This window comes from Actinomadura rudentiformis (assembly GCF_008923185.1).
GTDB classification, from domain to species: domain Bacteria; phylum Actinomycetota; class Actinomycetes; order Streptosporangiales; family Streptosporangiaceae; genus Spirillospora; species Spirillospora rudentiformis.
The window spans coordinates 283,055-308,359 of the sequence record NZ_WBMT01000001.1 but is presented as its reverse complement, the minus strand read 5'-3'; the positions used below and the strand labels follow the sequence as shown (position 1 = coordinate 308,359).

The 25,305-nt window shown below is 71.0% G+C and carries 28 protein-coding genes; 12 read left to right on the top strand and 16 right to left on the bottom strand.

From position 1 onward, the window contains the following. The first annotated feature begins 11 nt into the window (after positions 1-11). A complete protein-coding gene (locus F8566_RS01525; RefSeq protein ID WP_151557166.1) occupies positions 12-872 on the top strand; it encodes a sugar phosphate isomerase/epimerase family protein in 861 nt (286 codons plus the stop codon). 92 nt (positions 873-964) lie between these two features. Here F8566_RS01525 and F8566_RS01520 read toward each other — a convergent pair whose 3' ends face one another. Together F8566_RS01520 and F8566_RS01515 are read right to left on the bottom strand one after the other, a co-directional pair. Then, positions 965-1,429 (bottom strand): PPOX class F420-dependent oxidoreductase, encoded by a 465-nt coding sequence (locus F8566_RS01520; RefSeq protein ID WP_151557164.1) that lies wholly within the window; start codon positions 1,427-1,429, stop codon positions 965-967. A gap of 86 nt (positions 1,430-1,515) precedes the next feature. Beyond that, positions 1,516-2,988, bottom strand: coding sequence for an aminotransferase-like domain-containing protein (locus F8566_RS01515; RefSeq protein ID WP_225992759.1), 1,473 nt, complete (start codon positions 2,986-2,988; stop codon positions 1,516-1,518). Between the two features lie 52 nt (positions 2,989-3,040). On the opposite strand from F8566_RS01515, the gene F8566_RS01510 reads away from it, so the two are divergent. Then, positions 3,041-3,658, top strand: coding sequence for a LysE family translocator (locus F8566_RS01510; protein WP_151557162.1), 618 nt, complete (start codon positions 3,041-3,043; stop codon positions 3,656-3,658). On the opposite strand, the gene F8566_RS01505 is transcribed toward F8566_RS01510, so the two are convergent. From F8566_RS01505 to F8566_RS01480, 6 genes are all read right to left on the bottom strand, one after another. Further along, the gene (locus F8566_RS01505; RefSeq protein WP_151557160.1) at positions 3,640-4,704 is read right to left on the bottom strand and encodes an epoxide hydrolase family protein; all 1,065 of its coding nucleotides are present in this window, start codon (positions 4,702-4,704) and stop codon (positions 3,640-3,642) included. The genes F8566_RS01510 and F8566_RS01505 overlap by 19 nt on opposite strands. After that, positions 4,694-5,185, bottom strand: a complete 492-nt coding sequence (locus F8566_RS01500; protein ID WP_151557158.1) for a MarR family winged helix-turn-helix transcriptional regulator — start codon at positions 5,183-5,185, stop codon at positions 4,694-4,696. The genes F8566_RS01505 and F8566_RS01500 overlap by 11 nt, the downstream gene beginning before the upstream one ends. Continuing rightward, positions 5,182-5,799, bottom strand: coding sequence for a DJ-1/PfpI family protein (locus F8566_RS01495; RefSeq protein WP_151557156.1), 618 nt, complete (start codon positions 5,797-5,799; stop codon positions 5,182-5,184). Before F8566_RS01495 ends, F8566_RS01500 begins: the two co-directional genes overlap by 4 nt. Positions 5,800-6,039: 240 nt before the next feature. After that, the gene (locus F8566_RS01490; protein ID WP_151557154.1) at positions 6,040-7,020 is read right to left on the bottom strand and encodes an NAD(P)-dependent alcohol dehydrogenase; all 981 of its coding nucleotides are present in this window, start codon (positions 7,018-7,020) and stop codon (positions 6,040-6,042) included. A gap of 149 nt (positions 7,021-7,169) precedes the next feature. Then, the gene (locus F8566_RS01485) at positions 7,170-7,886 is read right to left on the bottom strand and encodes a TetR/AcrR family transcriptional regulator C-terminal domain-containing protein (protein ID WP_151557152.1); all 717 of its coding nucleotides are present in this window, start codon (positions 7,884-7,886) and stop codon (positions 7,170-7,172) included. Between the two features lie 402 nt (positions 7,887-8,288). After that, entirely contained in the window at positions 8,289-8,753 is a 465-nt protein-coding gene (locus F8566_RS01480) for a hypothetical protein (protein ID WP_151557150.1), read from the bottom strand. A gap of 268 nt (positions 8,754-9,021) precedes the next feature. On the opposite strand from F8566_RS01480, the gene F8566_RS01475 reads away from it, so the two are divergent. Together F8566_RS01475 and F8566_RS01470 are read left to right on the top strand one after the other, a co-directional pair. Further along, positions 9,022-9,378 (top strand): hypothetical protein, encoded by a 357-nt coding sequence (locus F8566_RS01475; RefSeq protein ID WP_151557148.1) that lies wholly within the window; start codon positions 9,022-9,024, stop codon positions 9,376-9,378. Between the two features lie 52 nt (positions 9,379-9,430). Continuing rightward, positions 9,431-9,820: a hypothetical protein gene (locus F8566_RS01470; protein WP_151557146.1), complete on the top strand. Its 390-nt coding sequence runs from the start codon at positions 9,431-9,433 to the stop codon at positions 9,818-9,820. Between the two features lie 32 nt (positions 9,821-9,852). On the opposite strand, the gene F8566_RS01465 is transcribed toward F8566_RS01470, so the two are convergent. Continuing rightward, positions 9,853-11,199, bottom strand: a complete 1,347-nt coding sequence (locus F8566_RS01465) for a sensor histidine kinase (protein WP_151557144.1) — start codon at positions 11,197-11,199, stop codon at positions 9,853-9,855. A 130-nt stretch (positions 11,200-11,329) separates the two neighbouring features. Between F8566_RS01465 and F8566_RS01460 the strand changes: the two genes are divergently transcribed. From F8566_RS01460 to F8566_RS01445, 4 genes are all read left to right on the top strand, one after another. After that, entirely contained in the window at positions 11,330-11,896 is a 567-nt protein-coding gene (locus F8566_RS01460; protein WP_192809453.1) for a DUF1003 domain-containing protein, read from the top strand. Then, entirely contained in the window at positions 11,893-12,567 is a 675-nt protein-coding gene (locus F8566_RS01455) for a response regulator transcription factor (protein ID WP_151557140.1), read from the top strand. The genes F8566_RS01460 and F8566_RS01455 overlap by 4 nt, the downstream gene beginning before the upstream one ends. Before the next feature lie 191 nt (positions 12,568-12,758). Beyond that, a complete protein-coding gene (gene ftsH / locus F8566_RS01450) occupies positions 12,759-14,744 on the top strand; it encodes an ATP-dependent zinc metalloprotease FtsH (RefSeq protein ID WP_151557138.1) in 1,986 nt (661 codons plus the stop codon). Next, positions 14,741-15,670, top strand: a complete 930-nt coding sequence (locus F8566_RS01445) for a PrsW family intramembrane metalloprotease (RefSeq protein ID WP_151557136.1) — start codon at positions 14,741-14,743, stop codon at positions 15,668-15,670. The genes ftsH and F8566_RS01445 overlap by 4 nt, the downstream gene beginning before the upstream one ends. A gap of 6 nt (positions 15,671-15,676) precedes the next feature. Here the strand turns inward: F8566_RS01445 and F8566_RS01440 are convergent, their stop codons facing one another. From F8566_RS01440 to F8566_RS01410, 6 genes are all read right to left on the bottom strand, one after another. Continuing rightward, the gene (locus F8566_RS01440; protein ID WP_151557135.1) at positions 15,677-16,522 is read right to left on the bottom strand and encodes an ABC transporter permease; all 846 of its coding nucleotides are present in this window, start codon (positions 16,520-16,522) and stop codon (positions 15,677-15,679) included. Next, positions 16,519-17,544: an ABC transporter ATP-binding protein gene (locus F8566_RS01435; protein WP_225992758.1), complete on the bottom strand. Its 1,026-nt coding sequence runs from the start codon at positions 17,542-17,544 to the stop codon at positions 16,519-16,521. Before F8566_RS01435 ends, F8566_RS01440 begins: the two co-directional genes overlap by 4 nt. Then, positions 17,541-18,629 (bottom strand): hypothetical protein, encoded by a 1,089-nt coding sequence (locus F8566_RS01425; RefSeq protein ID WP_151557133.1) that lies wholly within the window; start codon positions 18,627-18,629, stop codon positions 17,541-17,543. The genes F8566_RS01435 and F8566_RS01425 overlap by 4 nt, the downstream gene beginning before the upstream one ends. Continuing rightward, a complete protein-coding gene (locus F8566_RS01420) occupies positions 18,613-19,245 on the bottom strand; it encodes a sigma-70 family RNA polymerase sigma factor (protein ID WP_225992757.1) in 633 nt (210 codons plus the stop codon). The genes F8566_RS01425 and F8566_RS01420 overlap by 17 nt, the downstream gene beginning before the upstream one ends. 112 nt (positions 19,246-19,357) lie before the next feature. Beyond that, positions 19,358-20,599 carry an MFS transporter gene (locus tag F8566_RS01415; RefSeq protein ID WP_151557129.1) on the bottom strand — a complete coding sequence of 414 codons (1,242 nt, stop codon included), beginning with the start codon at positions 20,597-20,599 and terminating at the stop codon, positions 19,358-19,360. Continuing rightward, positions 20,599-21,000 (bottom strand): hypothetical protein, encoded by a 402-nt coding sequence (locus F8566_RS01410; RefSeq protein ID WP_151557127.1) that lies wholly within the window; start codon positions 20,998-21,000, stop codon positions 20,599-20,601. Before F8566_RS01410 ends, F8566_RS01415 begins: the two co-directional genes overlap by 1 nt. Positions 21,001-21,091: 91 nt before the next feature. Between F8566_RS01410 and F8566_RS01405 the strand changes: the two genes are divergently transcribed. Beyond that, the gene (locus F8566_RS01405; protein ID WP_151557125.1) at positions 21,092-21,670 is read left to right on the top strand and encodes a helix-turn-helix domain-containing protein; all 579 of its coding nucleotides are present in this window, start codon (positions 21,092-21,094) and stop codon (positions 21,668-21,670) included. A 47-nt stretch (positions 21,671-21,717) separates the two neighbouring features. On the opposite strand, the gene F8566_RS01400 is transcribed toward F8566_RS01405, so the two are convergent. Further along, positions 21,718-23,748: a heavy metal translocating P-type ATPase gene (locus F8566_RS01400; RefSeq protein ID WP_151557123.1), complete on the bottom strand. Its 2,031-nt coding sequence runs from the start codon at positions 23,746-23,748 to the stop codon at positions 21,718-21,720. 67 nt (positions 23,749-23,815) lie between these two features. On the opposite strand from F8566_RS01400, the gene F8566_RS01395 reads away from it, so the two are divergent. The 3 genes from F8566_RS01395 (at position 23,816) to F8566_RS01390 (ending at position 25,238) form a co-directional block, all read left to right on the top strand. Further along, on the top strand, positions 23,816-24,211 hold the full coding sequence (locus F8566_RS01395) for an ArsR/SmtB family transcription factor (protein ID WP_151557121.1): 396 nt from the start codon (positions 23,816-23,818) through the stop codon (positions 24,209-24,211). Between the two features lie 172 nt (positions 24,212-24,383). Then, positions 24,384-24,518 carry a hypothetical protein gene (locus tag F8566_RS52140; protein ID WP_264159276.1) on the top strand — a complete coding sequence of 45 codons (135 nt, stop codon included), beginning with the start codon at positions 24,384-24,386 and terminating at the stop codon, positions 24,516-24,518. A 141-nt stretch (positions 24,519-24,659) separates the two neighbouring features. Next, complete coding sequence (locus F8566_RS01390) at positions 24,660-25,238, top strand: isochorismatase family protein (protein WP_151557119.1); 579 nt, start codon at positions 24,660-24,662, stop codon at positions 25,236-25,238. Positions 25,239-25,305 lie beyond the last annotated feature (67 nt).

Here is a 25,305-nt window from a genome sequence, read left to right as displayed (position 1 = left end):
GGGGAGACTCGATGAGCGAGATCAACCGGCGCACCCTGCTGGGCGGGGTGGCGGCGACGGCGGCCGGGCTCGGCGTCGCCGCGCTGCCAGGCTCCGCCGCCGCGAGTACGACGGCGCCCCATCGCCACAGGCGGGTGCCGCGTGGTGGCATCAGCATCCAGCTCTACACCCTCCGCTCGCTGCTCGCGGCCGACCTGGAGGGGACGCTTGCCGCACTGGCCCGGATCGGCTACCGCAAGGTGGAGCTGGCCGGGCTGCACGGCCGTACGCCTGCCGAGTTCCGCGCCATTCTGGACCGGTACGGGCTGAGCGCCACCTCCAGCCACGTCGGCATCGACGGCGACTGGCAGAAGACCCTGGCCGACGCCCGGACGCTCGGCAACCGCTTCGTCGTCGCGCCGTTCGCCCAGTTCGCCACCGCCGGCGAGTGGCGCGACTACGCCAGCCGGCTCAACGCCGCCGGTAAGGCCGCGCGCGCCGCGGGCCTGCGATTCGGCTATCACAACCACGCCCACGAGTTCCAGGCGTTGCCGACCGGTGAGCGCCCCTGGGACATCATCACCGCGACCGACCGCAGGCTCGTCCATCTCGAACTGGATCTCTACTGGGCGGTGACCGGCGGGCAGGACCCGGTCGATCTCATCCGCCGCAACCGCGGTCGCATCCTGCAGTTCCATTGCAAGGACCGGGCGGCGGACGGCTCGTTCACCGACCTGGGCACCGGCACCATCGACTTCCGGAGGATCTTCTCTCATTCGCGGGAAGCCGGGGTGCTGGAGTACATCGTCGAGAGGGACACCCAACCCGACCCCCTCAAGACGGCACAGGTGGGTTTCGACTACCTGCGCACCGTGCGCTTCGGCTGCCGGTAGCCGGTAGCCGGTAGCCGGCACGAGAACCGGCCTGATCGCGGGGGCGATCAGGCCGGTTCGAAGCGGTGACGCTCCCTCACCTCTCGGCGGGGTCAGGACTGGGCGAGCTGGGGCGGGAATCCTCCGGTGGCGATCGGGCCCCAGCGCTCGATGGTGATCCGGATCAGCGACTTGTTCTGGCGGGCCATCGCCTCGCGATACTCGTCCCAGTCCGGATGCTCACCGGAGATGCAGCGAAAGTACTCGACGAGCCCCTCCAGCGCCTCCGGCATGTCCAGTACCTCGGCCTGCCCGTCGACCTGCACATACGGGCCGTCCCAGTCATCAGACAGCACACAGATCGACACCGCCGGATCCCGGCGGGCATTGACCGTCTTGGCGCGCTCCGGATAGGTGGACACCACGATCCGGCCCTCTCCGTCGACTCCACAGGTCACCGGCGACATCTGCGGGCGGCCGTCCGCCCTGCCGGTGACCAGCACCCCCCGATGGCGCACCTTGAGGAACTCCAGCAACGCAGACCGGTCGACACGATCGGCAGCCGCGACACGTGGCATGCGAAAACTCCCATCTGCACGTCTTCCCTGATCAGGCCTACAGATCATAAGGCGCGGAGGCCGCACCACCCGCTCGCTGAAGCGGATCATGGACCGGTCAGCTCCGCCCAGGCGGCGGCGAGGCGGGCGGCCACCTCGGTCAGCACGTCGCTGGGAAAGGTGTACGGCAGCCGCAGGTAGTTGTCATGGGCGCCGGTCGGGTCCATGGCGGCACCGGGTACGACCTCGACGCCGTGTCGCAACGCCACTTGGGCGAAACCGCGCGCGTCGCATCCGGGCAGTTCGATCCAGAGGGCCGCTCCCCCGGCCGGCTTCTGGAAACGCCATGCGGGCAGCCGTTCGCCCAGCAGCGCCGTGAGGTGGTCGAGCCGCTGCCGGAGGACGGCGCCGCGAGCAGCGGCGATTTCCGGGAGTCGCGGCAGCAGGCGGGCGGCGAGTGCCTGGTCCAGGACCGGGCTGCCGAGGTCGGCCAGCGCCTTGTGACGGGCGAGCCGCTGGATGGTGCCGACCGGGGCGCGCACCCAGCCGGTGCGCAGCCCGCCCCACACCGACTTGGCGAGCGAGTCCGCAGACAGGACCTCGGCACTCTGCGGCGCGTACGCGGCGATCGGCGGAGGCGTGTCCCTGTCGCCGATGTCGTAGGCGTTGTCCTCCAGGATCGGCACGCGGTGCTCGGCAGCGAGCTCCGCGACCCGCCGCCGGCGCCCCTCCGACATGAGCGTGCCGGTCGGGTTGTGCACCGTCGGCATGACGTACAGCAGGTCGGGCCGGTGTTCCGCGAACGCCTGCGCGAGCCCGTCCACGCGAATGCCGTCCTGGTCGAGCGGCACCCCGACCAGCCGTGCCCCCGCCGCCCGGAACACGTCGAAACAGCCGGGCCAGCCCGGGGACTCCACCACGACGACCGACCGCCGCCGCAGATACATCTGTGCGGCCAGCGCCAGCACCTGGGACACCCCGGTCGTGATCAGCACCTGGTCGGGCGCGGTGCGCAGCCCGGCGGCGGTGAAGTGCAGGGCCGCGGCGGCGCGCAGCGCGGGCAGCCCGTTCGGGTAGTAGCCGACGTCCGCCATCAGCCCGGGCAGGTCCTCGGTCAGCAGCGCAGCCAGCTCCGCCCCGAGCTCGGGCACCGCGCCCTCCATCGCGTGGCGCAGGGAGATCACCTCGGCGGGGCCGTCGATCAGCCGCTGGAAGATCGAGGTCGCCTGGCCGCCGGGGACACGGCCGTCGGCGCCCGGGCGGGACGGCCCGGGCTGCCTGACCACCCGGGTGCCGCTGCCGCGCCGGCTGTCGACGATCCCGAGCCCGCGCAGCTCGTCGTACGCGGTCACCACGGTCGCCCGGCTGACCACCAGGGCGGTGGCCAGGCTGCGCTCCGAGGGCAGCCGCTCGCCAGGGTCGAGGGACCCGTCGAGTACGGCGCGCTGGAGTGCGCGGGCGAGCTTGCGGTACATCGGGCCCGGCCCGCTCATCCAGTCGCCCAGGATCTCCGCGAGCTCCCCCGGGTCGCGAAAACGGTCCACCTGCGGCCCGATTGGCCCGGGATCGCTCGCGCCCATGGCGCCAGGCTAGCCGTAATGCCGCAGCCGACCCCGGAGAGCAGGGCAAAACATGAACACCTTCCTCGCCTTCGCCGCAGCGTCCATCGCGCTCATCGTGATCCCTGGCCCGAACGGGATCTACATCATGACCCGCAGCGCCAGTCAGGGATACCGGGCCGGGCTGGTCTCCGCGCTCGGCGTCGAGACCGGCACGCTGGTGCACATAGCGTTCGCGGTGCTCGGAGTCTCCACGCTTGTCGCGGCCTCCCCTGTCGCGTTCAACGTCCTGAAACTCGCCGGCGCCGGATACCTTCTCTACCTGGCCGTGCGCACCGTGCTGCGGCCTTCCGAGCTGGACTTCAGCGGCGGAACGCGCCCACTCCCGCTGCGCCGCGTTTTCCGTGACGGCGTGGTGGTCAACGTTCTGAACCCGAAGGTCGCGTTGTTCTTCCTGGCCTTCCTGCCGCAGTTCGTCACCTCGGACGCCGGGACTGCCGGCGCGCGGGCGCAGATGATGCTGCTCGGTGCGGTGTTCTTCGGCCTGGCCTTCGCTCTGGACGCCGGCTACGCCGTCGCCGGTGGCGCGGCCCGCCGCTGGCTGTCCCGCCGTTCCGGCTCAGCGCGCCGCTACAGCTACGCCATCGGCGGCATCTACCTGACCCTGGCCACCTACGCCGTCGCCGTATGAGCAAGCGATCGGAAGAATCCGGTGATGTCCTGCGCGAGCACGCTGGGAGCCTGGTGAGCGGCGTAGTGGCCGCCGCCCGGGTAGGTGTTCCAGGACACGATGGACGTGTGGTCGCGGTGCGCGAAGCGCCGGATCGAGGCGAAGAAGTCGCCGGTGAACTCGGCCAGGCCGACGGGCCGTGATGTGGGCCCGCCGGGCCGGGAAACGCGGGCGTCCTCGTGGTAGAAGCGGATCGCGGATGCGCCCGTGCCGGTGAGCCAGTAGATCGTGATGTTGGCAAGGGCGAAGGCGGGGTCGACGCTCTCCAGGAGCTGGGCGTTCCAGCCGAGGAGGCCGACGGGCGAGTCGGTCAGCGCGGGCGCGAGAGTGTCCGGCCGGGTGGCGTGCAGCCGCAGGTAGGCGCCGTGCTCCTGGATGAACGCCGTCGAACGCTCGAGCCGCTCGTGGTCGTCACCGATGAGGTCACCGGCATCGTGCGGATCTGCCGGCAGGGAGAAGATCTGCGTGACGTGGATCCCGGTGACATGCTCGGGGTCCTCCCTGCCCAGTTCCAACGAGATCGTCGCCCCCACGTCGTTGCCCACGGCGCCGTACGACTCGTAGCCGAGGCGCCGCATCAGCTCGGCCCAGGCCCGCGCGGTGCGGTACCTGTTCCAGCCGGAGGCCGGGCCGGAGAAGGCGAAGCCCGGGATCGACGGGATCACCAGGTCGAAACCCTGGGCCGTGAGCGGTGCGATGACGTCGAGGTACTCCACGACCGTGCCGGGCCAGCCATGGGTGAGGATCAACGGAAAAGTGTCGCGTTCGGCGGAGCGAACATGGAGGAAGTGGATGCGCTGCCCGTCGATCTCGGTGGTGAACTGGGGATGGGTGTTGAGCCTGGCCTCCCACTCTCGCCAGTCGAAGCCTTGCCGCCACAGGTCGAGAAGCTCGTTGACGCGGCCGGGTTGCTGGAGTGGGGCCCGCGAGAGTCGTTCGGCCAGGTCGACGAGTGCCGTCTCGGAGATGTCTATGCGGAACGGTGTGACGGTGGCATCAGCCCGCATCGGGATCCTCCGCAGAGGCCGGGGCCTTGCCGGCATCGAGGTCGTCCAATGCCGTCGAGAGCTCTTCCATCGCGGCCAGCGCACGTCCTAGCTCAGCGGCTCCGAGCCGGTCGGCGAGGCGGGCGGCGAAGGCTCGCTGATCGGGCATGATGCGTTCGACGGCGGCCAGGCCTTCCGGGGTCGGAGCGAGCAGCTTGGCCCTGCTGTGCGCGGGGTTGGGGCGGTACTCGGCCAGCCCCTTGGCGACGAGCAGGTCGGCGATGCGCTGAACGGACTGGCGGGTGATGCCCATGACGCGGGCGATCCCGGCGACCGGCAGCGGCTCGCGCAGGACAGCGCCGAGCACCTGCCACCAGGCCGCGGTCAGGCCGGCCGGCCGCGCCAGCTCGTCGGCGAGGGCCAGGAACTGCCCATTGAGACGGAACGTGGCGAGCGCCGTCCGGGCCATCAGCTCACCGGGGTGTTCGTCCGGGCCGCTCATCGGGGACCTCCGGCCGCGGCGAGCACGGCGAACGCGCCCGCGTCCTGGTCGCCGTAGAGCCGGTACCAGGCGTCCAGCACGTCCGGCTCGTACACCCCGAGCAGGTCGAGGATCTCGCGGGCGAACTCCACGGGCGCCGTCGGGCTCGCCGTGATCAGGTGCCCGTCGGTGACGGCCGGGGCATCGCGATAGCGGGCGGCTCCCGCGTACCCCGTCGCGGCCAGGAACTCCGGCGCGCTGCTGGTGTGGTCGCGGTCGTCAAGGAGGCCCGCACGCGCCAGCCCGGCGGTCGCTCCGCAGATCGCCGCGACCGGGACGCCCGCCGCGAGGAAGTCGTGCGCCTTGCTGGCGAAAGCGTGGTTGCCGTTCTCCCAGGTGTAGGCGCCAGGAAGGATCAGCATCGCGCTGCCGCCGGGGTCGAGGTCGTCGAGGACGAGGTCGGGCAGGATCCGCATACCGCCAACGGTGGTGACGGGATCCAGGCGCTCGGCCACGGTCTTCACATCGAAGCGGCCGGGGTCGCGCTGGCCCAGCTCGCTGCGGATATGGGCGATGGCGTGCCCGACCTCCCAGTCGGCGAGGGTGTCATAGACGGCGACATGGACAACGTTCATGACAACATACTGTCATGATGACAGCATGCTGTCAATCAGTCGGATCGGCGCCTGCATGTCCAGCACAACTACGGCCGCGGCAATCGCCGCGTCTACCGTCGCGACGATCAGGTAGGTGCACCGAAGCCGGTCGCGTCGGCCAGCAACGCCAGCGAGATGTCCGAGGCCGACAGCACGGCCAGGAAGACCGCGGCACGACTCTGGGCCTCACTCCAGATCAGCGCCCGGGCGGCAGGACGATCAGAGGGTGATGGCGACTTTGCCTCGGGCATGGCCACGTTCGATGTAGCGCAGCGCCTCGGGGATCTCGGTGAACGGGTAGGTCCGGTCGATGACGGGGGTGACCTGCTCCTTCTCCATGAGCTCGGCCAGGAGGCGCAGGTCCGTGGAGTTGGGCTTCCAGCGGACGGTGACGATGCGCTGGCTGACGAAGGGAGAGGCCAGGGCCCCGCGGAACACCTGCGCCGCCGGGCCGAGCAAGCCACCGCGGGGCGAGGCGATGCCACCCACGATCACGAGCGTCCCGCGGGGGGTCAGAGGGCGCCGCAGCCGGGCCAGCGACCGGTCGCCCACGATGTCCATGAGCAGGTCGTATCGCCCCTGCCGTTCGGTGAAATCGTCGCGGGTGTAGTCGACGACGTCGTCCGCGCCCAGCGACCGGACCAGGTCGACGTTGCGGGTGCTGCACACGCCGGTGACTTCGGCCCCGAACGCCTTGGCGAGCTGGACGGCGAACGTGCCGATCCCGCCGGAGGCCCCGTTGATCAGGACCCGCTGCCCGGCGGAGATCTTCCCTTCGTCCCGCAGCCCTTGCAGCGCGGTGTGCGCGGCCATCGACACCGACGCCGCCTGTTCGAAGGTGAGGCGGGCGGGCTTGACGGCCAGCCTGGTCTGCGGGACGGCGACAGCCTCGGCGAACGAGCCCAGCTTGACTTCCCCGAAGACCTCGTCACCGGGATTCAGCCCGGTCACCTCGCCGCCCACCCGCTCGACGACGCCGGCGAGGTCGGCGCCGAGGATCAGTCCTGGTTTCGGCCGCCGCAAACCGGCGCTGAGCCGTGCCAGCTTCGGGTCGGCTCGCATGTGCCGCCAGTCGTAGGGGTTGACGGACGCCGCCCGCACCCGGACGAGCACTTCGTCCGGGGCGATGTCGGGTTCGTCGACGTTCTTGAGAGTCAGCACGTCGGGCGGGCCGTAGCGGTCCCAGCTCCAGGCTTTCATGGTGTGTTCCCTTCTATCGTACGTCGTAAGGCTATCGTACGCCGTAAGGTAATCGTACGGCGTAAGGGAGTCAAGGGCGTACGGAGAGGGTTCAGTCGTTGACGAACGTGATGGAAGCGTTCGACCAGGTCAGCCGCGGTCCGAAGGCGTTACGAAGCGGCGGCGCGGCGCCGTTCCAGACCTTCGAGGATCAGGTCGAGCGCGAACTCGAACTCGAACTGGTCGTCGCAGAACCCCAGAGTGCCGTCGGGATCGTCGTGCATGGCCTCCGCCAGCATCCCGACGATGTTCGGGAACCGGTCGGCCATCTGCTCCATCATCGCAGCGGCCGCGGCGTTCGCGGTCTGGGCGCCGTCGGGCTGGAACAACTCCTGAGTGAACCCGAGCGCGCGGCTGCCCAGAACATGCAGCGCACGATGGGCCAGATCGAAGGAGAACCCGCCCGCCCGGAGGATGGCGACGACGTGGTCCAGGTAACCGATGACGACCGGGCTCGCGGAAGTACGCGTTTCGAACACCTGCGGCGCCCAGCGATGGCGCAGGAAGACCTCCCGGGCGGCGAGGATCCGCGCGCGCAGAGCCGCCTGCCAGTCCTCGTCCGGGGACGGAGCCTGGACCTCCTCCACCGCCGCCATGATCTCCCCGATGATCACCTCGACGACGCCGTCGAAGACCGCTTCCTTGTTGGCGACATGGTGGTACAACGACATCGCCTCGACCCCGACCTCCTGCGCGAGCCTGCGCATCGTGAGCGAGTCGAGGCCGTCGCGGTCGGCGAGCTCCACGGCGGCACGCAGCACCCGCCTCCGGCTCAGCGGAACGCGGGGCTGCTCGATCAGCTCGTCGGCGTCGGTCCGTGGTGTCATGGATCTTCCTCCGGACGCACTCTACCCGTACACGGTAAGTCTCCCCGCCAGAGCGCGGGTTGCCGTCGCCCATCCACAACGGCGTCCGTTTCGAATACCGTGCGATAGAAGAATGATGCGACCCCGCGCCAGCGGGTGTTCGGGAGGTACGCAATGCGCAAGACGATGCTGATGATCGCCTCTTTGATCGGCGCTCTCCTCCTGCTCTTGGCGGCCGCGGGCAGCGCCAGCGCCGCCTCCGCCGTCGAGTACGCCCTGATCATCGGCTTCTGATCAGACGCGCCAGGCGCGGGCACGTCCGGCCGGACCTGATCAGCTCACGGGGCCATGACGATCGCCCGCCCCAAGAAGGCATATTTCTTAGGGGCGGGCGATATCAGGCATTCACATACGCGGCAGAGGTCAGGCCTTGGGACCGCAGTGATGGGCGGGCCTGTCGGCGTTGGTCAGGCAGGCGCGAATGTACAGGCCCTGGATGTTGTTGTACTCGATCTCCGCGGTGACCACGTCGCCGCTGGTCCAGGCACGGTATTGCGACGAGGGGACGTAATAGTAAGGGTCGCCGCTGTCGAGGCCGGTCCATTCCAGCCTGGGAGTCGCGCCGGCGCCGTTCGCCTTGGTGTCCCTCACGTGGTAGCGGGTCAACGTGTAGTAGTTGCCGTTGCCGATGCGACGCCAGCAGATGTTCGCATCCACATGCGCGCCACCGCCGTTGTTGTCGTTGTCGATCGTGACGTGACGGCCGTTGGGGTAGCCCCGGTCGGTGCATATGTAGGGGACGGCTTCAGCGGTGTCGGCGATGCCGAGGACGCACGCGGCGGTGGCCGTGGCCGTCAGGACGCCTGCGAGGGTGCGTGGACGTTTCATGGCGACCTTTCTGATCCAGGGAAGGTGCCTTCCATGATCATCCTCGCCTGGTCGCCTGTCAGCGGGGCTGCGCGAAACGATCTCCAGCCGTGATCAAACGTTCCGGGGCAGCGGGCGGATCTACTGACCCTCTTCCGCCTTCGCTGGCTTAAGTCGGTAGCGACCACCGATGTTCGGCCTGAGAAGGCCTCGTAGAACTGTCACTGGCCGCAAACACGGCGGCCAAGACAAGGGGCCACAGCATCCACAAAGGAAAGGCCGTTCATCGATGTCCACGCACATCACGAAACTCACCCGCGCGGGGCTCGCCGGAGCCGTTCTCACCACGGGCCTGTCCGCCGCGCTGGTCACGAGCACCGGCTCGCCCGCCGAAGCCCGCGCCTGCCACGTGATGACCAGCCTCGAACTGCATGAAGGGGCCGTCATTGGCGAACGCTTCCGCTACTGCTTCCCGCCGGACAGCGAACACCCCCTCCCCGTCGTCATCGAGCGTCGCGTCAACTCGACCACCTGGGTCGTCGTGGCCACCGGCACCGGCGGCGCCGCCTACAAGTGCACCGGAACGGCGACACGGACCTACCGGCTGAAGGGTACGAACCACCAGATCACCGTGCCGTGCACGTGAACGGACCGGCTCCACGTCATCCGGGAATTCCTACTCTCTGAGGAGAAACAGCGTGAGCACGATCCGGTTCACACGAGTCAGCACCGCCCGCGCCCTGGCAGGTGCAGGCATCACCGCCGCCCTCCTGACGCTGGCGACGGTGCCTCCCGCCCATGCAGGCGTACAGGCCGCCGAGACACGCGCCTGCATATTCACCAGCAGTATCGGCCACCACGCCGGGAAGATCGTCGGCACCCGCAACGTCATCTGCAACCCGCCCGGAGTAGAGGGTCCCGCTCCGGTCACCGTGCAGCGGAGTACCGACGGGACCACCAACTGGGTGACCGTCGCCCATGACGACGGCAACGAGGGCGTGGCCACGTATGTCTGCGCGGGCACCGGCATGCGGTATTACCGGCTCAAGGAGGCGACCCACAAGAAGATCAGGACCGCCTGCTCCTGACCTCCTGACCCGTACCGGTCACCGTCTCGCTGTCACGGGGCGTGGGGCAGCCGGACGGTGACCACGGCGCCGCCGAGGGGCTCACCGTTGTCGGCGGTGACCGTCCCGCGGTGCGCGGTGACCACCGCTCGGACGATCGACAGGCCGAGGCCGGCGCCCGACGTGGAACGGCCGCGGGCGTCGTCGCCGCGGGTGAACCGGGCGAACGCCGCGGTGAGCAGCCTGGGCGGAAATCCAGGGCCGTCATCGGCGACCCGGAGCGTGACGGCGTCCCGGCCGTCCCTGATCTCGATCCGGATGGTGCGCGCCCCGGCCGCGGCGCTGTTCGCGGCCAGGTTGGCCAGGATCTGGGACAGCCGGTCGGGATCGGCCTCCACCACGACCGGATCGCCGGACACCTCGGTACGCAGTCCGTACAGCGAACCGAGCCTGTCCGCCTCGGCGGCGCCGAGGTCGAGCAGGTCGACCGGCTCGGTCCGGACGATCAGCGAGCCGGCCCGGGCACGGGCGAGCAGCAGCAGGTCCTCGGCGAGCCGGGACAGCCGGTCGGCCTCGCCGGCGGCGGCGCGCAGCGAGTGCAGCACCTCCCGGTCGCCGCCTGCGGCGGCCAGCGCGAGCTCCAGCTCGCCGCGCAGGACGGCGATCGGAGTGCGCAGCTCGTGGCTGGCGTCGTCGACGAACGCGCGTTCCCGCTCGGCTGCCACCTGGAGCCGCGCGAGCATGCCGTTGAGGGTGCGGGCGAGCCGGGCGATCTCATCGTCGCCGGGCACCTCGGGCAACCGGCGTTCGGCCTCCAGCGAGGAGATCTCCGACGCCTCCCGGGTCAGCGCGCCGACCGGACGCAGCGCCGTCCGCACCACGGCCCGGGCGGCCAGCGCGAGCAGACCGACCAGCGGCGGCGCCGCGACGAACAGGACAAGGGCGAGCCGGTCGCGTGCCGCGTGCACCGGCTCGGCCGACACGCCGACCGCCAGCACACGATCCCCGGGCGTGACGCGCTGGAACAGCAGCCGCGCGGAGACGCGTCCTTCGCCTGGTCCGAGCGTCACCGAGCGGGTGGTCCGCACCGCACCGCGCACCTCCTGCACCTCATGCGGGGTGAGCAGCCGGCCCTGGACGGACGCCGAGCCGCCGATCAGCCGCCCGTCAGGGGCGTACAGCTGGGCGATCGGGTCCTCCGACAGCTCGGCGAGGTCGCCGGCGCGCACGGCCGCGGCCAGGTCGCCCGCGCGTGAGTCCAGCCCCGAGTCCAGCGCCGACCAGAGCTGCCGGTCGAGGGTCACGAAAAGCACGCCCAGGCAGATCACCAGGACGCCCGCCGCGCCCACCGCGGCGACCAGCGTGACACGGCCGCGCAACGTGCCGGGTATCAGCCGCATCCTCGACCTCCCCCGTCCGTCTCGATCCTCTCACCTCCCCGAACGGTGGGACGCGCGTACTCTTTCATCCCGTTCTCATCCAGGTGGGAACACCGTGATGTCCATGAGGAACACAACGAATCGTCCACGGATGACCACGCGATCGGCTGCGGCTCCTGCGGGGCCGGCTCCGCTGCTGCCGCGCAGCGGGTGGGAGCGGCATCCCCGGGTGCGGTCCGGCCCCCGGCTGCGCCGGGGCGAGCGGGCCGCCGATCTCGCACGCGACGCGCTGGGCTCGTGGGTCTGCGTGGGCGCGACCATCGTCCTCGTCGCAGCCGCGGTGGTGACGGCCGTCCAGCACGATCACCGGGCCGGGCCCGCGGCCGTCGTCGCCCTGGCGCTGTCGGGGCTGGCGCTGGTCGAGCTGCCGCTGGTGCTCATGGCGGTCCGCCGGCACGATCGCACAGCCGGTGAGCAGGCCCTGTTCGACCTGGACAATGCCCACCGTGCCGAGGCGGTGACAGAAGAGCTCACACAGGAGCTGGAACGCCTGCACACCGAGATCGCACGGCTGGCCGCCCGCGTGGAGACCGCAGGACACGCGTCCGCCGCCCGGGCGTCCATGGCGGACGCGCCCGCAACCCGGACGTCCCCCGGCGGACGGGGCCAGGACAGCGGTGCCCAGGGCGGCCGCGCGGTTCTAGGGTGGCTCCCATGAGGTTGCTGGTCGTCGAGGACGACCCGGGCATGGCCGCGCTGCTGGTCAGGGGCCTGCGCCGGGAGGGCTATGCGGTCGACACCGCGGCCGACGGCGAGGACGCCCTCTGGCACGTGCTGGAGTACGAATACGACGGGGTCATCCTCGACGCCATGATCCCGCCGCCCGACGGCTTCGAAGTGTGCCGCCGGATGCGGGAGAAGGGCCGGTGGGCGCCGGTGCTGATGCTCACCGCCCGCGACGCGGTGGCCGACCGGGTCCGGGGCCTGGACGTGGGTGCCGACGACTACCTGACCAAGCCGTTCGCCATCGCCGAGCTGCTCGCCCGGCTGCGCGCGCTCACCCGCCGCGATCCGCTCGAACGTCCGGCGGTCCTGCGTGCCGGTGATCTGACACTGGACCCGGGCACCCGCACGGTGCACCGCGGTGGCATGGAGATCCGGCTCTCGCCCAAGGAGTTCGCGCTGCTGCACGAGTTCCTGCGGCGTCCCGGCGAGGTGCTGAGCCGCACCCATCTGATCGAGCACGTCTGGGACTTCGCCTACGACGGCGATTCCAACATCGTCGACGTGTACGTGCGCTACCTGCGCGACAAGGTGGACCGTCCCTTCGAACGCGACACGATCCGCACCGTGCGGGGTGCCGGCTACCGGCTCGACCCCGACGCCTGAGCCGCCGCCGAGCGTCCATCTCCGTTCCGCACACCGGCCGTGGTGCTCCACGGCTGCGGGATCCTGCCGTCCGGCCGCGCTCACGTGGCGGAGACGGCATTCATCTTTCTCTCATCCAGCGGTCGGCATCCTGAATCTCAACCGGGCCCACCAGCCCGTTCCTCCACGACACCCGCCCACAAGGGGGTCCCATGAACCTCGTCGCCACCGCACTCCGGTGGGCCCGGGCCCGGCGCCGTCCAGCCGGCCCCGCGCACCGGGGCCCGACGCCCCGGGAGCCGGGCACCGGGCCGGGGCAGCCGCCCACGCCGCATCAGCCGCCATGGTTCCGGCGCGTCCGGCCGCTCGTCGCCGCAGTCGCCGTCTTCGCGATCCTTTTCTTCGGCCCGGACCTGCTCGCGTCCGCCACCACCGAGCAGATCTCCTACAGCACCCTGCTCACCAAGGTGGAAGGCCACCAGGTTCGCTCGGTGGCGGTCGGCAGCAACGGCACCATCACCGGGACGCTCGCCGACGGCAGCCGCTTCACCACCCAGGCCCCGCTGTGGGCGCTGACCACCGGGGACCTCGCCGGTCACCTGGAGAGCACCGGCGTGCAGGTGTCGGCCTACCAGCAGAGCGACACCCTGCGCCAGCTCATCGTCTCGCTGCTGCCGACGCTGCTGTTCCTGGGACTGATCGTCTGGGTCGGCCGCCGGATGCAGGGCGGGCTCACCGGGGGCGGCTCCGGCGGTCTCGGCGGGCTGCTGCGCACCAAGGGGCGGGTGGCCGATGCCGAACGGCCCGCCACACGCTTCACCGACGTCGCCGGGTACGAAGGGGTCAAGCAGGAGATCCGCGAGGTCGTGGAGTACCTGCAGCAGCCCGACCGCTACCGGCGGGCCGGCGCGCGCGGGCCGCGCGGCGTCCTGCTGATGGGCCCGCCGGGAACGGGCAAGACCCTGCTGGCCCGGGCCGTCGCCGGCGAGGCCCGCGTTCCGTTCTTCGCGGTCGAGGGCAGCGGCTTCGTGGAGATGTTCGTAGGCCTGGGGGCCTCCCGCGTCCGTGACCTGTTCGCGCAGGCCCGGCAGTCCGCACCGGCCATCATCTTCATCGACGAGATCGACGCCATCGGCGGGCGCCGGGGCGTGGGCGCGGTCGCCGGCCACGACGAGCGCGAGCAGACGCTCAACCAGCTCCTGGCCGAAATGGACGGGTTCGCCGGCGACACCTCGGTCGTCGTCCTGGCCAACACCAACCGTCCGGAGATCCTTGACCCGGCGCTGATGCGGCCCGGCCGCTTCGACCGGCAGATACAGGTGCCGCTGCCGAGCCTGGCCGACCGGGAGCGCATCCTGTTCGTGCACGGCCGGGGCAAGCGCCTGGCGGCGGACGTGGACCTGTCGAAGATCGCGCGCGCCACGCCCGGCTTCAGCGGCGCCGAGCTGGCCAACCTGGTCAACGAGGCCGCGCTGCGCGCCGCCCGCGATGACCGCGACGACCTGAGCGCCGCCGACTTCGACCAGGCGCGCGACCGGCTCATCCTCGGCCAGCGGGACGAGTCCAACGCCCTGTTGCCCGCCGAGCAGCACACCGTCGCCGTCCACGAAGGTGGGCACGCCCTCGTCGCCGCGCTGTCCCCCGCCGCCGACCCCGTCGCCAAGGTCACCATCCTGCCCGCCGGCATGGCGCTGGGCGCCACCCACCAGCTCCCCGAGGACGAACGCCGCCTCTACAACGAGGAGTACCTCGCCGACTCCCTCGCCGTCCGTCTCGCCGGACGGGCCGCCGAGCTGGTCGTCTTCGGGCAGGCTTCGACCGGGGCCGCCGACGACCTAGCCGGGGCCACCCGGCTCGCGGTGAAGATGGTGCGGGAGTTCGGCCTGTCGGACAGGCTGGGCCCCGTCGCCTACCCCGTGCCCGCGTCCACCTACCTGGACGTCGAGGCGCCCGACCGTCCCTACGCCGAGTCCACCCAGCGGATGGTGGACCACGAGGTGGCGCGGCTGTTGCGGACCGCCGAGCGGCACGCCGTCGACCTGCTCCGGCGCCACCGCGCCGCGCTCGACGAGCTGACCGGACGGCTGCTCGAACAGGAGACGGTGGACGGCCAGGTCGTGTACGAGATCGCCGGACGGACGGCCACCGTCCCGATGGACGCCACCGAGCCAGCGGTAACCCACAAGGAGGCATCATGAAACGGCTCGCCACTTCGACAGCATTGACCCAGCCCACGTACGGCCGTCCTGCCTACGGCCAGCCTGCCTATGGCCCGTCGACCTACGCTGAGCCGGCGTATGGCGGCGGCGTGCCGCCGGCCGTCCCGCAGGTCCCTCGCCACCGAGGGATCCTGCACCGGCTCCGCTGGTTGGGGGTGCTCGGGACAGGCATCGCCCTCTACGCAGCCGTCCTCGCCGCGCTGCTCGTGACCCAGAACCCCGTGTACGTGCCGTCGCTGCTGCTCATCGGCGCCGCCTTGGTGCCGGTGACCTTCACGACCTTCGTCGGCGGCATCGGCATGCGCACCGCCCTGCCCTTCTCGCGCATCGCCACCGCCGCCGTCCTCGGCGGGGTCATCGGCACCGTGCTGGCCGGTCCCCTGGAGTTCGAGATCGCCCGTGCGTTCGGCTCGCTCCCCACTCCGTTCATCGGGTTGATCGAGGAATCGGCCAAGCTCGCCGTCCCCGCCCTCATCATCGCCCGCCGCCCCACCCGCACCCTCGACGGGCTCGTCCTCGGCGTCGCCGTCGGCAGCGGCTTCGCGGCGCTCGAGACGATGGGATACGCCTTCGTCACCCTCCTGGGCACGCACGGCGACCTGTTGTCGGTGACCCACATCCTCCTCACCCGCGCCGTGGCCGAGCCCGGCGGTCACGCCGCCTGGACCGGCCTCGCGACCGCCGCCCTCGTCGCCGTCCGCAACGGGCGGCACCCTTCCCTGGCGCTGCTGCGCTTCGCGCTCGTCTTCGCCGGAGTCGTCACCCTGCACGCCCTCTGGGACGCCAGCACAGGCGAAAGCGCCTACCTCACCATCGGCGGCGTGAGCCTCACCGTCCTGCTACTGACCACATGGCACCTCCACCGCACCAGGCCGGCCACCGCGATCCCTGCCGGAAGCGGGTGAGCGGGCTCACAGGTCGCGGCGTTGGAAGACCACCCCCGCGAGTCCGAGCAGCAGCATGACCCAAAGGCAGGTCCAGGCGAGGTAGATGGGGGTGAGCGGGGCCTTGCTCAGGAACGGGAAGTCGGCGAACGCGGGAAACTGCGCCAGCACGGCAGGATCCTGGAACCCGCGCATGGCCCCGCGCCATAGGCCATCGGTAGGCAGCAGCATCCGGGAGACCGTGCCGACCTGGGCCATGCCCTGGTTGCCGAGAGCCTGGCCGACTCCCCCGACCACGCCCGCGACCCAGGTGGCACCGAAGAGACCGACCGACACGATGCCCGATGCCATCGGCGAGATGACGGTGGACAGCAGCAGGGCGAGGGTGAGCAGCACGATCGTCTGGGCAGCGAGCAGAGCCAGGCCGGTCACCGGCTGGGGTGGCCGGTAGCCCGTGGTGGCCCAGACGATGAGGAGCTGGGTGAGCCCGGCGACGGCTACGAACCCGCTGCCGAAGACGACCAGCCCCAGCCATTTGCCGAGCAGCACCGCCGAGCGGCGGACCGGCCGGGCCAGGATCGCCAGCGCCGTTCCCGATTCGATCTCGCCGGCGACGGTGGGCCCGGCGAGGAACGCCGTGCCGAGGGCGGCGATCAGGCTCAGGCCGAACATCACCAGGTTGAGCACCTGGGAGGTCGCCAGGCGGGCTTCTCCGCTGGTGAGCGTGCCGAAGTTCGCGTCGAGCCTGAAGAACCCCCAGGCGCTGAGCGCGAGCAGCACGATCGTCATGACGGCCAGTGCGCGCAGCACGCGCCGGCGCGCGGCCTCCTGGAGGGTGAGGGCTGCGACGGTGAGTACGACCCGGGCGGTCATCGGCGGTCCCCTCCGGGCTCGGCGCGCAGGATGTCCAGCAGCCGTTCCTCAAGGCTGATCCGTCCTGGCTCGACGGCGTGCACGCGCACGCCCAGGGCGACCAGGTCGGCCACCAGGTCCGGCACGGCGGCGACGTCCTGGTCGGCGGGCAGCGCGACGGTGAAGGTGTCTCCGCTGCGGGTGACCCGGCCGGCGGCGGCCAGCCGTTCCTTCGCCTCGGGGCTCACCGCGTCCAGCCGCAGCCGCAGCTCGCGCTGGCCGAGCAGCTCGGCCAGGGTGCCGGACGCGGCGACCTTGCCCTTGTCGAGGATGACGACCCGGTCGCAGACCCGCTCCACCTCGCCGATGAGGTGCGAGTTGAGCAGAACGGTGACCTGGCGTGATTTGAGGGCCAGCAGCAGGTCCCGCACGTCGGCGCGTCCGATCGGGTCCAGGGCGCTGGTGGGTTCGTCCAGGACGACGAGCTCGGGGCGGGCCACCAGCGCGACGGCCAGGCCGAGGCGCTGCTGCATGCCCTTGGAGAAGCCGCCCACCCGATCGCCGGCGCGATCAGCCAGGCCGACGGTGGCCAGGCACTCGCGTCGTTCCCCGGCCGGCACCGCGACACCCGCGAGCCGGGCGTGCAGGGCCAATGTCTCGGCGGCGGTGAGCCAGAGCTGGTACCGGAAGAGCTCCGGGAGGTAGCCGACACGGGCCCGGGCTTGCGGATCGCGCGCGGGCCGTCCGAGCAGCAGCACGTCGCCCGCGTCGGGGCGGACCAGACCGAGCAGGATCTTGATGACGGTGGTCTTGCCCGCCCCGTTCGGCCCGAGCAGGCCGACCACCTCGCCGCGGCCGACGGTGAAGGACACGTCGTCGACCGCGGTTCGCCGCCGGTACCGCTTGCGCAGGCCCGAGCACCACACCGCCGGCGCGGCGGGGAGCCCGGCGACCAGCCGCTCCGCGGCCTCCGCGCCGGCCTCGGCGGCGGGACCGGAGACGTCGTCGGGGGCGCCTTGGCGGGCGGCGGGGCGGCGGATCACCGGCCCCACCGCAGCCCTCTGGCCACCGACAACACCTCGTCGGCGCCCAGTGAACCCGCCACCGCGGTGACGACCCCGCCGTCCACCCAGACCACGGCCGCCATCGCGCCGTCCCGCGAGCTGAGGACCGTGGCCGGCACCCCGCCGACGTCGGCACCCGAAGTCGTCAGTTTCTCCGCCGCCACGAACAGGGGCAGCGTCGTCCCGGCGCCGGAGAAGCCGCGCAGCTGCGACGCGACGTTCTCGGGCAAATTGGGCAGAGACAGCAGGTAATCGCGGGCCGTCTCGAACGGGACACCCGAGGAGTGCACGGTAGGTGTCACCGCGCGGGCCACGACCAGGGCCGGTATGGGACGGCCCTGTGACCAGATCGCGGCGAGCCCGGGACCAGCACCCAACCGGAACCGGCTGCCGTCCAGGCCCCGAGGTGGTGGCGGCGGCGTCCGTCCGGCCGCCGCGACGGTGCGCGCGGTCTTCTCGACCGAGAAGGTGAACACCCCGCTCACCCGGCCGCCGACCTGGTACGTCGGTTCTCCCGTCACGCCGCGGGGGAGCCGGACCACCAGCGGCACGGACAGACCCGTGGCCTTCTGCGCCGCGGCGGCGTCGGCGACCCGGCGCGTGTCCACCTTCGCGGTCACCTCAAGGTCACCGAAGGCGGACAGCTCAGGCAGTTTCACCAACTCGGCCCGGGGCGCGGTGACCGGAGTGACCTTTTCGGCGCGGAAGACCTGGAGCCAGTCCGCTGCGGCCGCGACACCGGCCCCGCCCAGGATGGCGGCGACCCCGAATATCGCGACCACTGGGCTGCGCAGCCTCGAACGCCACCCGGCGGCAGGGGCGGACATGGCTCCTGACCGCCGTTCCTCGCCGGCGACCGCGTTCGCCAGGCGTTGCCATCCTTCGTCCACGTCCGGGGAGAACGCGACCTCCAGCGCCGCGCCGGCGAACGCCGCGTCCTGCTGGGCGGCCGCCAGCCCGGACAGGCACGCCGCGCAGCCCTTGACATGCTCGCGATCTGCGTCGGCGACTCCGTCCGGCTCGTCCAGGAGCCGGCGCAGCGTGCCGTCACTCGGATGACGCATGACGGTTCAACTCCTTGCGCAAGGCGGACTCGGCACGTCGCACTGTGGTGCCCACGCTGCCGGGAGAAAGATCGAGAGCGGCGGCGACCTCGGCATAGCTGAGGCCGCTGTGCCGCAGGACAAGGGCGACGGCCTGCCTGCGGGGCAGCCGCGCCAGCGCCGCCCGCACGCGGCGGCGTTCGTCGAGGGTCACCACCGTGTCGGCGATGTCCGGGCAGACGGCCCCGCCCTCGTCGGCGGCCTCTTCCCGCAAGGCGCGACGACGGCCGGAGCGCAGATGGTTCAGCGCGGTGTGCGCTGCGGCGACCGACAACCATCCCATCGCCTCTCCGGCCGGCACCGAGGAGCGCGCGAACGTCAGGAATACCTCCTGAGCCACGTCCTCGGCCTCGTCCCGGGACCCGAGCACGCGGGCGGCGACGGCGACGACCCGCGGATAGGCCGTGCGGAAGGCCTGTTCGAGATCGGATCGGACGGCCCCTCGCCCCAGCGGACTCGACATCACCTCGCCGTCCTTCCGCTCGGCTCGCCGGGCCACCACGCCGTGCCCTTCACCAGGCTGAACGGCCGGCAGCGCGGCAGCCGCCGCGCTACCACCATGCCTCACAACGTCCACATCTGTAGAGCACCGCCGACGGCCCACATGTGACACCGAGGGACGCCGCCACCCGGACCGGCATGACGGCCGCCGCCGACACCGGCATGACGGCCGTCACCTGCACCGGCAATCAGGCGTCCTGTTCTGAACGGTCCCTGCGCACGATGTGGCGCGTCGAGCGGGTCTGCCGTGCCCGGTCAAGAAGGATCACAGGGATGGCGACCGCGGCGAGGGCGGCCCCGATCAAGCACACCGAGGTGAGAGCGGCCCCTTGCGTGAGGGAGGCGGCTGCCAGGACGGGCGTGATGCTGATGCCCAGCTGGAACGCCGACACGGTGGTGGCGCCGGCGAGGGTCGGAGCGCCGGCCGCGATGGCGAAGACACGTCCGTAGAGGGCGGGATTCAGCACGAACGCGGCGACGCCGATCAGGAACACCGTGGGCACGACCGCCCAGACCTGGTGGATCGCGGCGAGCATCACCACCGACAGGACCACGATGGCCGATGCGCCGGTGAGCAGGGCGACGTGCGGGCGCTGATCGGAGACGCGGCCGCCGATGGACAGGCCGACGAAGGCGCCGACCCCGAAGAGCGCGAGGATCGCCGGGATCCAGGCCTCGGAGAGGGAGGTGATGTCGGCGAGCATGGCCGCCAGGTAGTTGAACGTGATCATGTACGCGGCGGTGGTGAGGATAGTGATCGCGTAGATGCCCCAGAGCATCGGTTTCCGCATCGTGGCGAGCTCCCGCGACGCACTCGGCCTGGTGGCCGGTCTGGTCTCGGAGTCGGCGGCCGGGAGTCCGAGGAGGCAACCGACGATCCCGGTGGCCGTCAGGGCGACGACGGCCCAGAAGCCGCCGCGCCATTCGGTGAAGTGGCTCAGCAGCGTGCCCGCGGGACCGCCCGCGACCATGGCCACGCTGAGGCCGCTGACCACGACGCCGGAGGCCCGGGCGTTCCGGTCCGGAGTCACCAGGCTGATCGCGGTCACCGCGGCGACGGCGAAGAAGCCCGCGTAGGCGATACCCGAGATCAACCTGGTGAGCAGCAAGACCTGGTAGCCGCCGAGCAGGCCGACGACGATGCTGGCCGCGAAGACGCCCTGGGTCGCCACCAGCGCGGTGCGGCGGCGCCAGTGCAGACTGAGCACGGCGAACGGCGGTCCGCCGATCACGACTCCCAGCGCGAACGCGGTGATCAGGAGCCCGGCCGAAGAGAGCGTGACCTCAAGATCAGTGGCCACGGCCGGCAGCACGCCGGCCAGCAGGAACTCCGCCGTTCCCATCGCGAACAGGCTGAAGCTCAGCAGGTACACACCTGCAGGCAACCTGTTGGTACGACCGTTCCGGGACATCTGGGCAGTGGTGCTCATCAGCTCGCACCTCCGTCTTGAGAGACGGCAGCCGGCAGCTCCTGCCCAAGCAGCCACGCGGTCATGTAGATGGCGGCGGTCGAGCCCGCGCCCGCGGCGCCCTGGGAGTCGACGTCAACGAGTCCGCTCGCCGGCTCCTTGGCCGCCCCGAGCGTGGTCAAGATCGCGTGGGGCGCCGGGCGAGGCGCCACGAAGATGGCGCCGTCCGGCGCGCGCCGCGCATCGATCACCGACGCCCGCGCAAGCGACCCGCCGTACCGGGTGAACCCGCCTTGCCCTGCCGAGACGAAGTCGCCCGGCGCCATGCCGTCCCGGGTCAGGTACCCCCCGGCCGACAACCCGGCAGCCCCGCCGCCGATGATGATCACGTCCCACCGTGTTGGATCCGTTGCCGCGTCCATGCGGATCACCTCCGCCGAGAGGATCGGACGCGCCGCCCGGTTTCGACAAACAACGTTGCCGATTCCGGGACACATTGCTTGACTGGCTCCCATGGCAGACCAACCGAGCGTCGATGCCGTGATCGAGCAGATCGCTCCCCGGCTGCGGCGCGCCCGCGAGAAGAAGAGCGTCAGCCTCGCCGACCTCGCGCGGGCCACCGGCATCTCCACCAGCACGCTGTCGCGGCTGGAATCAGCCCAGCGCAAGCCCAGCCTGGAACTCCTCCTGCCGATCACCGCGGCCCTGGGCATCCCCCTGGACGAGATCGTCGCCGCACCCCGCATCCTCGACCCGCGCGTACCGCAGGAGCCCACCCGCAAAGACGGCCGAGTCCTGATCCCGCTGTCACGGCAGCAGGGAGAACCACGCGCCTACAAGATGACCATCCCGGCCCACGACGCCGAACCCCACCTGCGCACCCACGCCAGCTACGAATGGCTCTACGTGCTCCGCGGGCAGCTCCGCATCACCCTCGGTGACCACGACTTCGTCATGGGCCCCGGCGAAGCAGCCGAGTTCGACTGCCAGATCCCCCACTGGTTCGGCGCAGCCGGACGCGGCAGCGTCGAAGTACTCAGCCTCTTCGGCAAACAGGGCGAACGCATCCACCTCCGCACCCCACGACGCTGACGCGGATCGGTGTCGCCGGTTGATGATCGCGACGATGCGCGACGCGTTCAGTTCGCCGTAGACCGGCTCGCCGTATGCGGGCGCTGAGAGGACTGGACGGAACGGTTCCAGACAGAGCTGCGCAGCAGGCGCAGGCCGTTGAGCCCGACGATGATGGTGGAACCCTCATGCCCGGCGACGCCGAGCGGGAGGGGCAGGTGTCCGGCGAGGTCCCAGACGACCAGGACGGTGATGAACGACGCCGCGATGATCAGATTGGCCGTCACCACGCGGCGGGCCCGCCGCGACAGCGCGATCACGGCGGGCACGGCGGTGAGCTCGTCGCGGGCGATGACGACGTCGGCGCTGTCCAGAGCCAGGTCCGACCCGGCGCGGCCCATTGCGACGCCGGTGTCGGCGGCCGCCAGGGCGGGGGCGTCGTTGACGCCGTCGCCGACCAGCAGAACCCGGCGCCCCTCTCGCTGGAGCCGCTGTACGGCGGAGACCTTGTCGGCCGGCAGCAGGCCGGCTTGGACGTCGACGATGCCGACCTGAGCCGCGAGCAGCGCGGCGGCACGGTGGTTGTCTCCGCTGAGCAGCACCGGTGGCCGTCCGGTCAGGCCGGTGACGGCCGTGGTGGCTGCGGCGGCGTCCGGCCGGGGTCGGTCGGCGAGGCCCAGCACACCCGCTGTCTTCCCATCGACGCGGACCACGATCGCTGTCTGTCCCGCCTCCTCCAGTGCGGCGACCGCCGCACGGAGGTCAGACGATCCGTCGATCTCCCGGAGCAGCTGCCCGGGGCTGCCGATCTCCACCAGGCGGCCGCCGACGCGAGCGGTGACACCGCGTCCGGGAACGGAACCGAACTCCTCTGCGTCGCGCACCCGCACCCCGGCGGTGCGAGCGGCCGCGACCACGGCTTGGGCCAAGGGATGCTCCGAGGGGTTCTCGGCGGCGGCGGCAAGGGCGAGCAGTTCGCCGGTGCTCAGCGCGGTGTCCAGGACACGGATGTCGATCAGTCGGGGGGTGCCTTCGGTGAGGGTTCCGGTCTTGTCGAACGCCACGACCGTGGACTGGCCGAGGTGCTCCATCGCGACCGCGGACTTGACCAGCACGCCGTGCCGGCCCGCGTTGGCGATCGCCGCCAGGAGCGGCGGCATGGTGGCCAGCACCACCGCGCACGGCGATGCGACGATCATGAAGGTCATCGCGCGCAGCAGCGTGGCCTGCAGCTCCGCACCCCACAACAGCGGGACGGTGAACAGGAGCAGGGTCGCGACGACCATGCCGACCGAGTAGCGCTGCTCGATCTTCTCGACGAACAGCTGGGTCCTGGCCTTGGTCCGGGACGCCTCCTCCACCATCGCCGCGATCCGGGCGATCACCGTCTCGCCCGCGGGCCGGTTCACCCTCACACGGAGCATGCCGGTGCCGTTGGAGGTGCCGGCGAGCACCTCGTCCCCGATGCCCTTGGCGACAGGCAGCCCTTCACCGGTGATGGTGGCCTGGTCGACCTCACTGGTGCCGTCGATCACCTCGCCGTCCGCCGCGAGCCGTTCCCCCGGGCGAACCAGGATCACATCGCCCACGGCCAGGGCGGGGGGATCCACGCTCCTCTCGCCCTCGGGCGTCAGCAGCGTGGCACGGTCAGGAGCCAGATCGGACAGGCCGCGCACCGCGTCCGCGGTGCGCTGGGTCGCCAGCGCCTCCAACGCCCCCGACGTAGCGAAGATCACGATCAGCAGCGCGCCGTCCAGGACCTGACCGATCGCCGCCGCGCCGATCGCGGCGACCACCATCAGCAGGTCCACATCCAGGGCCTTGGCCTTCAGTGCCTGGATGCCTGACCAGGCAGGCTCCCATCCGCCGGTGACATAGCACGCCAGATACAACGCCCAGAAGACCGCGGCAGGGGCTCCTGCCAGCTGCGACAGCCCCCCGGCGGCGAACAGCACCGTCGCCGCGGTCGCCCACCGCACCTCGGACAGGTCCCACAGTGCGGTACGACGAAGGCGAAGCCGCTCGCGAGCCGCATCCTCCGGGGTGAGCGCCGCACTGCCGACCGGACCGCTCTTCTGACCTTTGTATCCAATTGCCATCGCAGTAGCTTATATGCGTAGCTACGAAGATAAGCAAATAGCCGGGCAGCAGAGTAAGCTGACTGCCATGCATGAGGCGTTGCCCGACTTCGACATGCCCAACGAGGAACAGGCCCATCTGGCGGCCGAGTCGTTCCGGCTGCTCGCCGACCCCACCCGGATCAAGATCCTGTGGGCGCTGCTCCAGGGTGAGTCCTCGGTCGCCTGCCTGGCCGAACTGGTCGGCGCCAACCCCACCGCCGTCAGCCAGCACCTGGCCAAGCTCCGGCTCGCCGGCCTGGTCAAGGGCCGGCGCGAGGGCACTTTCGTCTACTACTCGGCCGCCAACGTCCACGTCCAGCGACTGCTGGACGAGGCGCTCTTCCACGCGGACCACACCGACCGCGGCCTGCCCGATCATCCGGACGGCGACATCAGCATCCACCGCACCACCACCACGGCGGTCGAGACAGCCGACGCCTGACCTGGAGGCGAACTGGCCGCCGGGCGGGCCGGCGATTCCGACCACTTCCAGTCCGCCACGAGATCCCGCTGGCAGGAAACCCATGAATCTTGGCAGCCCTGCCGCTCACAGATCGATCGACAGCGGTTCAGACTGCGGGGTTAGGACGTCAATCGCGAACCCGGAGGGACCCATGCGGCGCATCGTCGTGGCGTTGGTGGCGGCAGGCCTGATCAGTGGCGGATTCGCGGCGCTCGCCGCCTCCCCCGCGGCAGCCGACAAGATCTGGAGCAACCCGGCCAGCGGCGCACCGGTCGCCGACCGGTAATCGGCAGTCCAGCCGACGCCGTCCGGACCTCAAGGTAGGCCCGCACGTCGAGCCGGAGGTCCTCGCCGGCGGTCGCCTGCGTGGGCACCTCGCACTCCGATCCCGGTCGGCTGCGGATCGGGCTGCGCACGGAACGCCCCGGTGCGCGGGCCGTCGCATCCGGAGTGCGTCGCCGCGGTCCAGGCCGCCGGACGGCTGCTGGAGGTCCTCGGGCACGACGTCACCGACAGCGCGATGCCGGCGCTCGACGATCCCCTGCTCAGCGGCCTCGCTGCGTCACGCCTACCTGCATCCGAACGGATCGTTCGCCCGGCTGTGGCCGGACGCCCGCGAACCCGGGCGCCTCCACCAGCGAGTTCGACCTCACGCTGTTGGCGCTCGATCCCCGGTTGCAGCCGCCTGATCGAAGCAGCCCGCGAGGCTGACGTGCCGGTCATCCATCTCCAGTACGTGTACCGCCAGGACTACAAGGACGCGGGCGAACGACTTCGTGGTCAAGAAATCGCGCTACAGCGGCTCCACGCCACCGAGCTCGAGACCGTGCTGAGCAGCCTCCGTGCCGAGAATCTCGTGATCTGCCGCATCACGGCACACTTCTGCGTCGAGCCCACCGCCCGCGACGCGCACATGCGCGACTACCGGGTCGTCATCGCCGGCGACGCCGCAGAAGAGGCCAACGAGGAGATCACCCGTTCCTGGAACGTCTGCGAGCAGGTATAGCCGTGCCACACGAATCTGTAGTCCCCCCGTCCTGGTCGAGATCGCCGCGATCGCCCATCGCGTAGCC

Bases quoted from the DNA above. Each gene is read 5' to 3' on its own strand.
- F8566_RS01440 (WP_151557135.1), bottom strand. From the start codon at position 16,522: ATGACCGCCCGGGTCGTACTCACCGTCGCAGCCCTCACCCTCCAGGAG.
- F8566_RS01400 (WP_151557123.1), bottom strand. From the start codon at position 23,748: ATGGCAATTGGATACAAAGGTCAGAAGAGCGGTCCGGTCGGCAGTGCG.
- F8566_RS01500 (WP_151557158.1), bottom strand. From the start codon at position 5,185: ATGAGCGGCCCGGACGAACACCCCGGTGAGCTGATGGCCCGGACGGCG.
- F8566_RS01490 (WP_151557154.1), bottom strand. From the start codon at position 7,020: ATGAAAGCCTGGAGCTGGGACCGCTACGGCCCGCCCGACGTGCTGACT.
- F8566_RS01405 (WP_151557125.1), top strand. From the start codon at position 21,092: ATGGCAGACCAACCGAGCGTCGATGCCGTGATCGAGCAGATCGCTCCC.
- F8566_RS01520 (WP_151557164.1), bottom strand. From the start codon at position 1,429: ATGCCACGTGTCGCGGCTGCCGATCGTGTCGACCGGTCTGCGTTGCTG.
- F8566_RS01475 (WP_151557148.1), top strand. From the start codon at position 9,022: ATGTCCACGCACATCACGAAACTCACCCGCGCGGGGCTCGCCGGAGCC.
- F8566_RS01495 (WP_151557156.1), bottom strand. From the start codon at position 5,799: ATGAACGTTGTCCATGTCGCCGTCTATGACACCCTCGCCGACTGGGAG.
- F8566_RS01410 (WP_151557127.1), bottom strand. From the start codon at position 21,000: ATGGACGCGGCAACGGATCCAACACGGTGGGACGTGATCATCATCGGC.
- F8566_RS01505 (WP_151557160.1), bottom strand. From the start codon at position 4,704: ATGCGGGCTGATGCCACCGTCACACCGTTCCGCATAGACATCTCCGAG.
- F8566_RS01485 (WP_151557152.1), bottom strand. From the start codon at position 7,886: ATGACACCACGGACCGACGCCGACGAGCTGATCGAGCAGCCCCGCGTT.
- F8566_RS01395 (WP_151557121.1), top strand. From the start codon at position 23,816: ATGCATGAGGCGTTGCCCGACTTCGACATGCCCAACGAGGAACAGGCC.
- F8566_RS01465 (WP_151557144.1), bottom strand. From the start codon at position 11,199: ATGCGGCTGATACCCGGCACGTTGCGCGGCCGTGTCACGCTGGTCGCC.
- F8566_RS01455 (WP_151557140.1), top strand. From the start codon at position 11,893: ATGAGGTTGCTGGTCGTCGAGGACGACCCGGGCATGGCCGCGCTGCTG.
- F8566_RS01460 (WP_192809453.1), top strand. From the start codon at position 11,330: ATGACCACGCGATCGGCTGCGGCTCCTGCGGGGCCGGCTCCGCTGCTG.
- F8566_RS01515 (WP_225992759.1), bottom strand. From the start codon at position 2,988: ATGGGCGCGAGCGATCCCGGGCCAATCGGGCCGCAGGTGGACCGTTTT.
- F8566_RS52140 (WP_264159276.1), top strand. From the start codon at position 24,384: ATGCGGCGCATCGTCGTGGCGTTGGTGGCGGCAGGCCTGATCAGTGGC.
- F8566_RS01445 (WP_151557136.1), top strand. From the start codon at position 14,741: ATGAAACGGCTCGCCACTTCGACAGCATTGACCCAGCCCACGTACGGC.
- F8566_RS01425 (WP_151557133.1), bottom strand. From the start codon at position 18,629: ATGCGTCATCCGAGTGACGGCACGCTGCGCCGGCTCCTGGACGAGCCG.
- F8566_RS01510 (WP_151557162.1), top strand. From the start codon at position 3,041: ATGAACACCTTCCTCGCCTTCGCCGCAGCGTCCATCGCGCTCATCGTG.
- F8566_RS01525 (WP_151557166.1), top strand. From the start codon at position 12: ATGAGCGAGATCAACCGGCGCACCCTGCTGGGCGGGGTGGCGGCGACG.
- ftsH (WP_151557138.1), top strand. From the start codon at position 12,759: ATGAACCTCGTCGCCACCGCACTCCGGTGGGCCCGGGCCCGGCGCCGT.
- F8566_RS01415 (WP_151557129.1), bottom strand. From the start codon at position 20,599: ATGAGCACCACTGCCCAGATGTCCCGGAACGGTCGTACCAACAGGTTG.
- F8566_RS01480 (WP_151557150.1), bottom strand. From the start codon at position 8,753: ATGAAACGTCCACGCACCCTCGCAGGCGTCCTGACGGCCACGGCCACC.